This is a genomic window from Neolewinella aquimaris (assembly GCF_014197245.1).
Lineage (GTDB): Bacteria > Bacteroidota > Bacteroidia > Chitinophagales > Saprospiraceae > Neolewinella > Neolewinella aquimaris.
The window spans coordinates 33,751-46,387 of sequence record NZ_JACIFF010000009.1 but is presented as its reverse complement, the minus strand read 5'-3'; the positions used below and the strand labels follow the sequence as shown (position 1 = coordinate 46,387).

9 protein-coding genes are annotated in these 12,637 nt (G+C 57.5%); 1 reads left to right on the top strand and 8 read right to left on the bottom strand.

Going from position 1 to position 12,637, the window contains the following annotated elements; genetic code table 11:
- Positions 1-93: 93 nt before the first annotated feature.
- Both GGR28_RS15995 and GGR28_RS15990 read right to left on the bottom strand, forming a co-directional pair.
- Positions 94-2,865, bottom strand: coding sequence for a 2-oxoglutarate dehydrogenase E1 component (locus GGR28_RS15995; RefSeq protein WP_183496832.1), 2,772 nt, complete (start codon positions 2,863-2,865; stop codon positions 94-96).
- Positions 2,866-2,907: 42 nt separating this feature from the next.
- Positions 2,908-3,705: an SDR family oxidoreductase gene (locus tag GGR28_RS15990; RefSeq protein WP_183496831.1), complete on the bottom strand. Its 798-nt coding sequence runs from the start codon at positions 3,703-3,705 to the stop codon at positions 2,908-2,910.
- 120 nt (positions 3,706-3,825) lie between these two features.
- Here GGR28_RS15990 and GGR28_RS15985 point away from each other — a divergent pair, with 120 nt between their 5' ends.
- The gene (locus tag GGR28_RS15985; protein WP_183496830.1) at positions 3,826-4,257 is read left to right on the top strand and encodes an LNS2 domain-containing protein; all 432 of its coding nucleotides are present in this window, start codon (positions 3,826-3,828) and stop codon (positions 4,255-4,257) included.
- Here GGR28_RS15985 and GGR28_RS15980 read toward each other — a convergent pair.
- The 6 genes from GGR28_RS15980 to GGR28_RS15955 all read right to left on the bottom strand — a co-directional run bounded on the left by GGR28_RS15980 (position 4,254) and on the right by GGR28_RS15955 (position 12,436).
- The gene (locus GGR28_RS15980) at positions 4,254-5,573 is read right to left on the bottom strand and encodes an alkaline phosphatase D family protein (RefSeq protein ID WP_246416787.1); all 1,320 of its coding nucleotides are present in this window, start codon (positions 5,571-5,573) and stop codon (positions 4,254-4,256) included. The two genes, GGR28_RS15985 and GGR28_RS15980, sit on opposite strands and share 4 nt — an antisense overlap.
- A 257-nt stretch (positions 5,574-5,830) precedes the next feature.
- Entirely contained in the window at positions 5,831-7,180 is a 1,350-nt protein-coding gene (locus GGR28_RS15975; protein WP_183496829.1) for an efflux RND transporter periplasmic adaptor subunit, read from the bottom strand.
- Positions 7,181-7,204: 24 nt separating this feature from the next.
- Positions 7,205-8,653, bottom strand: coding sequence for a TolC family protein (locus GGR28_RS15970; protein WP_183496828.1), 1,449 nt, complete (start codon positions 8,651-8,653; stop codon positions 7,205-7,207).
- A gap of 104 nt (positions 8,654-8,757) precedes the next feature.
- Positions 8,758-10,137 (bottom strand): type IX secretion system plug protein, encoded by a 1,380-nt coding sequence (locus GGR28_RS15965; protein ID WP_183496827.1) that lies wholly within the window; start codon positions 10,135-10,137, stop codon positions 8,758-8,760.
- A complete protein-coding gene (locus tag GGR28_RS15960; RefSeq protein WP_183496826.1) occupies positions 10,134-10,748 on the bottom strand; it encodes a DNA-3-methyladenine glycosylase in 615 nt (204 codons plus the stop codon). The genes GGR28_RS15965 and GGR28_RS15960 overlap by 4 nt, the downstream gene beginning before the upstream one ends.
- 17 nt (positions 10,749-10,765) lie before the next feature.
- Complete coding sequence (locus GGR28_RS15955; protein ID WP_183496825.1) at positions 10,766-12,436, bottom strand: AMP-binding protein; 1,671 nt, start codon at positions 12,434-12,436, stop codon at positions 10,766-10,768.
- Positions 12,437-12,637: the final 201 nt, after the last annotated feature.

Sequence of the window (12,637 nt, the reverse complement as noted above, 5' to 3'; positions counted from 1 at the left end):
CGGCTGGAGCCGTCGCTACTATGGGTGCTGTAGCGACGGCCTTTAGCCGTCCCGCTGTTTGGTTGATTTGCAGCATGACGGCTGAAGCCGTCGCTACTGGGCGAACGCTTTCGCCACCAGGTCCTTTTGTTCTTTGACGTGAATCGGCTTGTAGCCCGTAGCGGGGGAGGCTGTAGCCGGACGCCCCACGTAGGGAAGCTTCAGTTCCAAACCGAGGCGCTCGTTGTACAGAAATTGCTCGCTGATGTAGGACCAGGCACCCGCGTTGCGGCTCTCTTCCTGCACCCACACGAACTCCGCATTCTTATACCGGTCGTGCAACTGTTGCAACTGTTCGATGGGGAGTGGGAAGAGCTGCTCCAGGCGCACTATGGCGACATCCTTGCGGTCGTCGGCAGTTTTTTGCTTGGCCAGGTCGAAGTACACCTTGCCGGAGCAGAGGAGTACCCGTTTTACTCCGCTAGCATCTTTTTCGGCGGTGTCGTCGATCAGTTCCCGGAAGCGGGTGCCGGGTCCGAAATCTTCCACTGAACTGACGGCCATCTCGTTGCGCAGTCCCGACTTGGGTGACATGACGATGAGCGGCTTACGGAAGTTCCAGGTCAGCTGACGACGCAGCAGGTGGAACATATTGGCGGGCATTGTGACGTTCGTGACGATCATATTGTACTCCGCGCACAACTGCAGGAAACGCTCCAGGCGGGCGCTGCTGTGTTCCGGTCCCTGTCCTTCGTATCCGTGGGGAAGTAGGACGGTGAGGCCGGTCATGCGTCCCCACTTACTCTCTCCACTGCTGATGAACTGGTCAAAAATGGTCATGGCGCCATTCGCAAAGTCACCGAACTGTGCTTCCCAGATGACAAGGTTGTCCGGACTTGCCGTGCTGTAGCCATACTCGAAGCCCAGCACCGCGTACTCCGATAACAGGGAGTTGTAGATCCGCATTTTACCCTGCTTCTCGCTCAGACCGTCCAGACGGTTGTAAATGCTCTCACCATCCTGGCTCTTTAGCACGGCGTGACGGTGGCTGAAGGTGCCGCGACGGACGTCCTGTCCCGACATCCTGACTTCATGACCGGCCATCAACAGGGTAGCGTAAGCACTAAGCTCGCCGAGCGCCCAGTCCAACTGATCGTTGTTGACCGATTGCTCGTAGCCGGTGTACAGGCGGTTTACCTTGGCAACTGGCTCGAACCCTTCCGGTAGGGTGGTCAGGTGCTTCAGTATCGCTTTGATCTGATCGATGGGCACTCCGGTTTCCGGCGATTCGGCAAAATACTTGCCCTGCCAGTGGTCGCGATTCAGCGCGGTCCAGGCTTTTTCGGGTGGTTGATAACTGTAGGGCAGGTCGCTGTTCTTCACCTTGGTGTAAACGGTCTGCAGCTGGGTCTTGAACTTTTTGGCCATCTCCTTGGCCATCTTGGCTTCCACATCGTGGCGGGAAACCAAGCGGTCCGTATAGACTTGGCGGACGTCGGGATGGCGCTTCACGCGCTCGTACATGCCCGGTTGGGTATAGCCCGGATCGTCGCCCTCGTTGTGACCGTTTTTGCGGTAGCACAGCATATCGATGAAGACATCGGAATTGAATTCGTTGCGGTACTCCATGGCCAGCTTGGAGACGTAGTAGACCGCTTCCGGATCATCGCCATTTACGTGAAATACGGGAGCCTCGATAACGGTAGCCACGCCACTGGCGTAAATGCTCGTCCGGGCATCTTCGTAGTCGGTCGTAAAGCCGATTTGGTTATTAATGATCACGTGAATGGTGCCGCCGGTAGTATACCCTTCCAGCCCACTCATTTGGGCGGTTTCGAAGACTACCCCCTGTCCGGCCACTGCAGCGTCACCGTGCACGAGAATGGGCACGATCTTGTCGTAATCGTTGCCGTAGAGAACATCGGCCTTGGCGCGGGCGAATCCTTCGACGACCGGCCCCACGGCCTCCAGGTGGCTGGGGTTGGGAGCAAGTTTTACGTTAACCGGTTTACTTACACGGGTATCAATCAGCGAGCTGTATCCCATGTGGTACTTCACGTCGCCGTCGCCCTTGATGTTATCGGGAATGACCCCCTCAAACTCCTGGAATATGCTCTCGTAACTCTTGCCCATGATGTTGGCGAGTACGTTGAGGCGGCCACGGTGGGCCATCCCGATCACGACCTCGTCGACCCCGTCGCGAGCGGCTTCGGAAATAATGGTATCCAGGGCCACGATGGCGGCTTCACCTCCTTCCAGCCCGAAGCGCTTCTGGGCGGGAAATTTAATCTTGAGGAAGTCCTCGAAGCCGACGGCGTCGTTGAGTGTTTCCAGGATATGCCGCTTATCGTCGAGGGAAAGGCCATAGGCCTCTTCCGGGTGATGCTTTTCGATCCGTTCCCGGAGCCACCGCCGTTTTGCACGGTGAAAAATGTGGTCCGTCTCAAAGCCAATACTACCGAGGTAGATCCGATCGAGGTTGGCTACAATCTGCCGCAGCGTACTGCCTTCGGGCATAAACAAGTGATGGGCCGCGCGAAAGGGGGTATCCAGGTCTCCTTCACCCAGGTCAAAATCACTCAACTCAATATTAGCGTCCGGATCCTCGAATTCCTGGATCGGGTCGATGTTGGAGGCTACGTGACCGCGGAGGCGGTAGGCCTTGATGAGCGCGAACACACTGAGCTCTTTCCGTACGTGGCTCCAGTCTATTTCTCCCGACGAGACGGTGGGCAGGTTGTCGCCGGGCTTTTCGGACGCATAATCGAAGCCGAGGAAAAAATCGCGCCAGCTCTCGTCGACGGAATCGGGAGATTCGCTAAACTGGCGGTATAGCTGTTCGATGTAGCCCGGATGGGCATTTGCAAGGTAGGAGTAATTGCTCATGATGGTTTTTTTCAACAGCCTCCCGGGGCCGTTGTTCAACGGCTAACTGTAGTAACGGCCCAGGACCCACTCCCAGGCACGGCCCGGTAGAATACGTTGGGCAATGGTACTTAATTTTTGAACGGGTTCTCCGATGACGTAGTGGGGCGAAAGGGTCTCTCGCTCCAGTATTGCAGCCATCTTTTCCGCCACGTGACGCGCGGACATACCCTGGTCTACGTTGTTGACCATGGCTTCGTCCGCACGCCGGTACCGCTCCCGATAGAGTGGATCGAGATCGCCCGCCGGCTGGCGGTACTGGGTAGCGATGGAGTTGGTCGCGATGTCGCCCGGGCTGATGCACGCCACCTGCACCGTCGATCCCCGGAGTTCGAGGCGCAGGCTGTCGGAAAGCGCGATGACCGCCGCTTTGGAAGCGCAGTAGACCGAACGGAAGGGAATACCCATATGGCCGGCAATGCTGCTCACCAGCAGCAGCCTGGCCCGGGGGCTTTTTCTGAGGTAGGGTAGGGTAGCCTGGCATACATTCCAGCTCCCCCAGAAGTTAGCTTCCATTACCTGTCGGGCCTGCTCCTCCGGCATGGATTCCACTGCACCCGCGCCCCCGACCCCCGCACAGTGCAGCACGGCGTCCAGGCGACCCTCGCGGTCTAGGAGTTGACCGACCGCCCGCCGGATCGCTTCGGCATCGGAGATGTCGGCCGGCAGTGCAATCACACCCTCGAGTTCCACGGAGCGTCGGCTGAGGCCGTAAACCCGCCACCCCCGGTCGGTTAGCAGGAGGGAGAGGGCCTCTCCAACGCCGGAAGACGCACCGGTGACCAAGGCAATTTGCGGCATGCTGCGGAGTGTTAGGAAACCCAAATAACGGCAAAGATGAAGCAAACCACCGATTCGATGCGTTTAAGCTGCGTACCTTTGTGGAATTAATTTAATCGATTCCGGAATTCAACCAATCTTATGGCTACCCCCGAAAAAGACCTGGAGACTACCTTTAACGAGAAAGGAGAACTCATCAGCCCGGTTCTCGCCGCCGGTGTGAAGAACTTTCTGATCGACATCGACGGCACCGTTTGTGACGATATCCCTAACGAAGAACCCGAGCGGATGTCTACCTGTCTGCCCTACCCGGATGCCCTGCGCATCGTAAACAAGTGGTACGAAGACGGACACATCATCACTTTCTTTACCTCCCGCACCGAAGAACACCGCGAGATCACGGAAGAGTGGCTCAACCGCCACAATTTCAAGTACCACGGTATGCTGATGGGTAAGCCCCGCGGCGGCAACTACCACTGGATCGACAACCACATCGTGAAGGCAACCCGGTTCAAGGGCAAGTTTACGGACCTGATCGTGAAGAACCGCGACGTCGAGGTCTTCAACGACTAATCCCTAGTCAGGGAGCGTTCCCACGCCAGCCCGCCATCCGTTCCATACACGCTGATCGTTAGCTGCCGGTCGTTTGACGGTCCGGTGAAGTGCAGTATTCCGAAGTTGTGGGCTACGAGCAGGGTACCCGGTACCCGGCGGTCGTTAACTTCGCTGCGGTCGTTGCCCGTGCCGGCCGTAAGGCTGCTAATGGTGATGTCGTATACCATTTTCCCGTTTGGCAACCTCAGTTCGCTCAGCTCCGTATGGTGGCGGTCGCCGGTCAGGAACACCACCCCGCTGATGTTTTCTTCCGTAATGCGGCGCAGGAGATAATCCAGCTCCTCAGGGGCCAGATTTGCGTAGGTTTCCCCACCCGTATGGGTATTGAGTACCTGCCCTCCGATGCAGACCATCTTCCAGGGGCTATCGCTGAAGATCAGGCTCTCGATGAGCCATTCCAGCTGGACTTCGCCCAGGACAGTTTTGTTGTCTTCGCGAACCTGATCGTTGGGGGTTCGGAAACTGCGGTTGTCCAGGAGGAAAAAGTCGGTGTCTACATAACGGAACGTGGACGTTATACCGCCGTTGCCCGGAAGCCCCGAAGTCAGATTGCCCCAGAACAAATCGAAGGTTTCCTTGGCCAGTTCTTTACGCACCCAGCTGCGGTCGCTGTTATTGGGGCCGTAGTCGTGATCGTCCCAGGTGGCATAATTGAAGGACCTGGCCAGCAGGGGCTGCATTTCCGGTAGGCTGCGAGTGTGGCTGTACCGGTGGAAGTAGCCGGTTCGCGTGTACCAGTCCGGTTCGCGCAGGTACATATTGTCCCCTAACCAGATCATCACCTCCGGCTGGCGACGGTCGATCGCGGTGAATATTTCGTATTCCGATCCGTAGCCCGCCCCGGGGCGATCGTACACCGGTTCGTTGACGTACGTGCAACTGCCCAGGCCAACCGTAAAGGCAGGAGGATCTTCGCGCCAGCGCCAGGTGGGTTGGGTCGTGAAGGTCGTGGGGTAGGGGAGGTCGACAACCTTACCGTCCAGAAGAACATGGTAATTATAGGTTGTTCCTGGTTGAACCTGGTCGGCGATCAGCTTTGCCGTAAAGGCTTCGGCGGCACCCGTACGCACGGTTTCGGTGAAGGAAATGGTGCCCGTGCTATCTAGGTAGGCTACCGTGACTTCAGCCGCTTCGGTGGTCTGCACCCAGATTAACACCTCCCGCTGTTCGGCGTAGCCGAGCATGGGGCCGCTCCGGATAGCAGCGCCCTGGGCACACAAGGAGCTGGCCGTCAGCAGGATGGGAAGGCACAAAAGTCGGATTAGGTAGAACAATCGGATAAATTTTCTCAAAAATCGACCATATACATAAAACTTGCAGATTTGTGGTGAAAAATCCGCAGTTTATTTTGTGAATAATTGCAACTAAGGGGGTAAAACCCTATTTTTGATAGGCAAGAATCAATTTATGACTGAGAGACTTTAACAACAAGCACGTTCATTGAAGCAGAATTGGCTTCGACGTACATTTAAGCTTTCTGACATACCATTTTATCCGCCCCTTCGTATTTACCTAATACGAAGGGGTTTTTTTAGTTGGTCGCGTCCTCATCGTAGAACTCATCCTTGTCCACTACGCTGACCTTCTCGCCCGATTTGAGGGTTCGGGCCAGTGCCCCGTAAGGACCGGCGACTACCCGTTCTCCCTTAGTGACGCCCGACACCACCTGGATGTATTTAGCGTCCTGTAAACCGGTTTCGACCGCCACCTGAGCTACGGTGTCCCCCCGAACCACGAAAACTACTTCTTCCAGTTCATTGGTGCCGGCGGTATCGTCTTCGGCTTCGTTTTCCCGGGTCGTTACGGATTCAATGGGGACGGCCAGGGCGTCTTCGGCCAATTCGGTAAGAATATCAACGCCGGCCGACATGCCGGGGCGAAAGGGGTAAGCGTTGCCGGTAGAGACCAGGTCCGCATAGCTTTCGGGGTCGATGCTGATCCTCACCTCGAAATTGGTGACCTGATCGCTGTTGAGGACATTGTCGGCCAGTCCCGCAGTGGTACTGGAGTTTGCAATCTGGGTCACCACCCCGGTGAACTTGCGGTTCAGGTAGGCGTCGACTTCCACTTCCGCCCGGTCTCCCAGGCTCACCGACGGCACGTCGTTCTCACTCACTTCCACCCGTACCTCCATGGCGTTGAGGTTAGCGATGCGCATCAGTTCGGTGCCCGCCATCTGGATCGTTCCGACTACCCGTTCGCCCTGCTCCACGTTCAGTAAGGAGACGACACCACCCATGGGTGCGTAGATCGTGGTGCGGCGCAGGCTCGTCCGCAGCTCGTCGAGGGTAGCTTCGCTGGATTGGATGCCGTATTCCGCCGCACGGGCGCTCTCCTGGGCGGCGCTGATGCTGCTTTCCGCGGCCGATAAATTGGCCTCCAACCCACGGACGTTGGCTTCGCTGGTCTCGAACTCAGCCTGGCTGATCACGCCATCCTGCAGCAATTGTTTGTTCCGCTTCAGGATGTCGCGGGCGTTCTCCAGTTGGGCATTCGTCTGATCGCGTTGCGCCTTGAGGGTGTTGATCTGGGCTTTGGCATTCGCTAACTGGGCCTTGCTGCTGTTAACGCCGGCTACCCCGCGGGCTACCTGCGACTGGTACGCGTCGGCGTCGATTTTGGCCAGCAATTGATTGGGAACCACGCTGTCGCCCTCCTCCACGTACAACTCGACCACTTCCCCCGACACGTCGGAGCTGATCTTTACCTCGGTTTGTGGAAATATCTTGCCGCTGGCACTGACGATCTCCTGTATGGGGCGCTCCTGTACTTCCTGTACGAAGACGCGGGTTCCTTCCTCCGACCGACCGCCAAAGACCACGAAGGCGATGACAATCAGGGCAATAACGCCTAGGGCGAGTAGAATAACTTTGCGGGACATGGTTGTTTGCTTTAGCGTGTGGGGTTAGTTAAGGGAGAGTCCCTGACCGAGGTAAAATTGAATAACCTCGCGATTGAAGATGAGCTGGTACTTCGTGCGGGTGAATTCTACCCGGGCCTGTTCCAGGCGATTCGTTGCCGTAATCAGGTCGAGGCTGTTCGCCGCTCCCGCGCTGTACCGCCGCTGGGTGATGTCGTACGCATTCTGGGCGGCTTCCTGGCTGATCTGGGCGGCCCGGTACGTCTCGCGGGCGGCGCGTAAATCCCCCAGGGCCCGCTCGACATCGGCACGCAACTGGTTCTCCGCCTGCTCGACTTCAATAACGGCTCCAAGGCGCTGAACTTCCGCCCGCTGCACACCGATTTTATTGCGGTTCTGGGTGTAAATGGGAACCGAGATGTTGAAACCGATGGATTGCCCGAAGTTCTGATTGAGCTGGTCGATGTAACCCAGGTTTGGAAATACTACGCCCGTCTGTGAAAAAGTAGCCAGTGTGCTTGCCTCTCCGTTGATCACGACCGGTACGGGTGGCCCCTGTACGATCTCCACGCCTGAAAGGTCGGGATTCTCGAAGTCCTTGCCCAAATTGGAGTAATTGGTACTCACGTTTGCGTACAGCTGAACGGTAGGCCGCAGGCCGGCCCGGGCAATGTCCTTACCAACTTCGGCCGCCGACCGTCGCAGTTCCGCCGCCCGGATCGTGGGCTGGGTCTGTCGCGCGGTATTCAGTACTTCCTGGAGATCGTAATCCGAGAGAAGTACGGCCTCGTCGAGATCGCGTACCGGCGTCACGATTTCAAAATCTTCCTGCGGATCGAGTTCGAGCAGCAGTTGGAGATCCAGCTTGGCCAGACGCACCTGATTTTCTAGATCCACCACCGTCCGCTGGTTGGCGGCTTGCTGGGCAACGATGTCGTAGCGTTCGGCGGCGGGTGCGCTACCGGCCCGGATCATCGCGTCCGTATTCTCTAGTTGTTGGGTGGTCAGTTCCAGCTGGGCGCGGGCGTTGGACAGTTGCTCACGGGTGAGGAGGATCGTCAGGTAACTGTTGGCTACCAGCAGGGCCACGTCGTTTCCGGTGATGTTTGCATCGGTCTCGGCCGCCTGCAGGTCCAGTTCGGCCTGTCGGAGGGTGTTGCGAATCAGGCCGCCGTTGTAGAGCGTTACTCCACCCTGGAGCTGGTAGCCCTGGGAAAAGATGTTCTGGGCCTCGAAGGAGTTTGTCGTGGGGTCGATCGTGCGACCGAGCTGGAGGTTCACCCCCGTTCCCCCGCTGAGGGTGGGTAGGCGGTTGTTGCGGCTCTGTTGCAGGTTTAGGCGGGCCAGTTCGGTCGTATTGTCGAGGCGCCTCACCTGCAGGTTGTTTTCCTGGGCGTAGGTAACGGCGCGGGCCAGCGTCCATTCGTTTGGTTGTTGGGCCACGGCCCAGGCGGGGATCAGCAGGGTAAATAAAAGGAAAACTCCGTTGCGCATTTCACTGATGTTTATCGGTCAGCAAAACTACACTTTCGGTCCTGGGCGGAAAATTTAATCTATGAACGTCACGAAGCACTAGACCGGTCACCCCGCAGGAGAATTTAGCGGCTGCTGTTCGTGATGGTGGTCCCGACCAGGCGATCGTACCTGCCACCCAGCGGCCGGTAGTAGATCAGGCCGATGTAGTCGTTCTCCGTCTGGTCGAAGCTGTCCTCGGTCAGGTCATAACCGGCCCGATCACCGGGGCGGCGTAGATTGGGATTTCCCTTGCCCTCATCCGTGACGTAATAGTAGTTGTAAAAGCCCTGCTTGACCAGTGCGCGGCCGACGTAGGCATTGATGTTCTGATTCCAAACCATGCGGTAGTCGTACTTCAACTGCCATTCGGTCAGTGCACCGAACAAGTATAGGTCCATATCCAGGGGTATGCCGTTGCGGGGCTTAAGGATAAAGGTAGCCTCGATGTATTCTCCGGTAAAGTCGAGGCCGAAGCGCGTAAAGTTCTCCTGTAAAAATTCGTCCGCCAGATTCACCACCGGCCGGTCGGTCCGGAAATTCACGAAGTCGCCGTTCAGGTCAAAATACTGAATGTACACGCTATTCCCCCTGGTTTCTTCCGGTGCCAGCAGCATCGCGTAAAAGTCGCCCTCATTGGTAATACTGGTAACATCCGTGCGCGGTGCCTGTACCGAACGCAGGTCAAGGTTGCGAAACTCGTTGCCTCCCCGGAAGACAATCACGTCCTGATAGTTGAACTGGACGTTCTCGCGGCCCAGTAGGTTGGGGTTCACCCCCGTAACGGCATTGTCCCAGCGGCCATTCTGCAGGACCGTGGCCGTTAGCTCCTGCAGTGGAGAGCGCGGTTGCAGTTGCTTCGTATTGACCGTCAGCCTGACCTCCTGGTGGGTATGGATCTTATCCACCACCGACGGGCGGGTAACCTGGGCACTCACTCCGGCCAGGTTTTCCGACACCATGAACCGGCGGGTGATCACGGGGCGGTCGTCGTCCTGCGTATCGTAAACCACGAGCAGGTAATTGCCGCTGCGCTCGAGGCGCATATTGCGGTTCGGAAATACCAGGTCGTAGTGAACGTACTGTTTCAGGGTTCGCAGACTGAAGTCGTACGTTTCCAGGTAGTCGTTCGAGTAGCCGCTATTGTATTCCATCTGCCCGAGGGTCGACGGCGTCCAGTCCTGGTTGCAGTGAATGAAGGAATACGAGTAGCGCCCGACCTCGTCGCTTGTGTCGTCGAAGGAAAGCCGCAGCCGGGCACCTCCCCCGAGTTCAATAATGGGGTAGGAGTGTGGAAAGCCGTCGATGTGGAGGCGGACCGTCCGAATGTTCTCGACGTAAGTATTGTCGTAAAACTTCAGGTCGCCGTGTTGTGCCATCATCGGCCCGGCCACTCCGAGCAGGAACAGCAGGGCGGCGGCGCGCAGGAGCAGAGAATTACCGAAAAGCAGCAAAGGAGGGCTCATTTAAATGCGTTAAGTCTACTTACGTACCGACTTCCCTTGCGGTAGAAGCGCCAGGGTTTGGCCGCCCATTCCGCTCCGGCGCCGTCGATGCCGATGCGGGGCGTTGCTACGATTTGGTCGTCGCCGAACGTCTTCCCGGTGGCCCTGAGGTGTAGCGCACTTAGGGGGTCAAGAAGGTCCAGGGCGTTGTGCCGCCTCGTTATTCCCAGCACTTTCGACACAACGCCGGGTCCCCGGCTAAGTTGTGGCTTTAAGGTTTCCATATGACGGCGGCGGAGCATGTGTTCCAGCCCCCGCGTGGGCTCGATTGCCCGGATGAGTACGGCGTGCGGCGTCCCCTCCGGACCGGTGATCACGTTGAACAACTCGTGGATGCCGTAGCAGAGATAAACGTAGCTGGTACCGGCCGGAGCGTAGAAGGGCTCGGTGCGCGGCGTTTTCCGGTAGCCGTAGGCGTGACTTGCGCGGTCCTCCGGAGCCCAGTAAGCTTCCGTCTCGGTAATCAGGCCACCCGTCTCGATGCCGTCCATGCGGCTGATGAGTTCCGTGCCGATCAGGCCCCGGGCAATCTGCACCGGATCCTCCCCCCTCAGAAAATCGCTAAGCTCCACTTAGTCGCGACCGTCGGTTAGGCTTCCCTGAGTTCGCGCCGCAGGATCTTACCTACGTTGCTCTTCGGCAGACTCTCCCGAAACTCGACCTCCTTCGGAATTTTATACCCCGTGAGGCTCTCGCGGGCGAAGGCTACCAATTCCTCCTTGGTGAGAGAATCTTCCTTCTTCACCACGAAAAGCTTGACGACCTCCCCCGATTTTTCACTCGGAATTCCGACGGCGGCACATTCCAGAACCTTGGGGTGGGCGGCGATCACGTCTTCTACCTCGTTGGGATACACATTGAAGCCGGAGACCAGGATCATATCTTTCTTCCGGTCTACGATCTTGAAGAAGCCATCCTCCGACATCATCCCGATATCCCCGGTACACAGCCACCCGTCCTTGATGACCTTGGCGGTGTCTTCGGGCCGATTGTAGTACCCCTTCATGACCTGCGGCCCCTTTACCTGTATCTCTCCGCGTTCTTCGGTGGTTGCCACCCGCTGATCCTCTTCGTGCCAAACGCGTACCGCGGTATTCGGGATGGGGACACCGATGGTTCCGATACGGAGTTTGTCGTTAAAGGGGTTCATGGTAGCTACCGGACTGGTTTCGGTGAGCCCGTAGCCCTCCGTCAGGGCGGTACCGGTGAGTTTTTGCCACCGCTCGGCGACTACTCGCTGGACCGCCATGCCGCCGCCGCCCGTCAGCTTGAGGTGACGGAAATCCAGCTTCTGGAAGTCTTTGTTGTTCAGAAGCGCATTGAAGAGGGTATTCACGCCAGTCATCGCTTCGATCTTGTTGTCCTTAAAGGCCTTGACGATGGTGCTCTGATCCCGCGGGTTGGTGATCAGTACGTTGCACATACCGATGTTGAAGGCCGCTACCGCATTTACGGTGAAGGCGAAGATGTGGTACAGGGGCAGAGGACAGAGCATGCGTCCGTCCGTCCCTTCCTTGAGTAGCTGGGTGATCCAGGCGTACATCTGCTGGGCATTGGCTACCAGGTTGGCGTTGGTGAGCATGGCCCCCTTCGAGACGCCGGTCGTGCCACCCGTGTACTGTAGGGCAATGGTGTCGCCCGGTTGGCCACTGAAGGTGGGAAGTCGGTGCTTTTTCCCCTCGTCGAGGGCCGTCTGGAAGGTCACCGCGTCCGGAAGGTTGAAGGTGGGGACCATCTTCTTTACGCTGCGCACCACGAAGTTCGTCAGTCCGCCCTTCACCCAACCCAGTAGCTCACCGATGCTGGTGGTGATCACCGTTGTGATCTCCGTATCCTGAATGATCTGTTCCAGATTAGCGGCGAAGTTTTCGGCGATCACGACCGCCTTGGCACCGCTGTCCGTAAACTGGTGCTTCATTTCCGGTGGCGTGTAGAGGGGATTGGTGTTTACGATGACCAATCCCGCCTTCAGGATGCCGTGGAGGGCGATGGGGTACTGCAGCAGGTTGGGCATCATGACGGCTACCTTATCCCCCGGTTGCAGGCCGCGGTAGTGGAGGTAAGCTCCGAAGGCCGTGCCCATTTGGTCCAGTTCGTGGTAGCTGATGTCCCGGCCCATGCAGGAAAAGGCCGGTTTTTTGGCAAATTTTTTCATCGTTGCCTCCAACATGTCCTTGAGCGTTGGAAAAGCGTCGACGTCAACGTTGGCGGGAATGCCGGCTGGATAATGAGCGAGCCACGGACGCTGGTCGGTATTCATGTAGATCAGTTTTAAGCTTGGTGAGGGGTAAAGTACGACATGGGTGGCGGAATTGCGGTTTCTATCAACTCCGACTGCGTTCGAGACGTTCTCTAAGAAGCACGTGCGAATGACGATGATCTCAGGCGACGGAGCCCCCTTCCGGTGTCTCGCAAATTTTACGGATATTCGCTTCTACACTTTTTAGATCAAACCATCCTA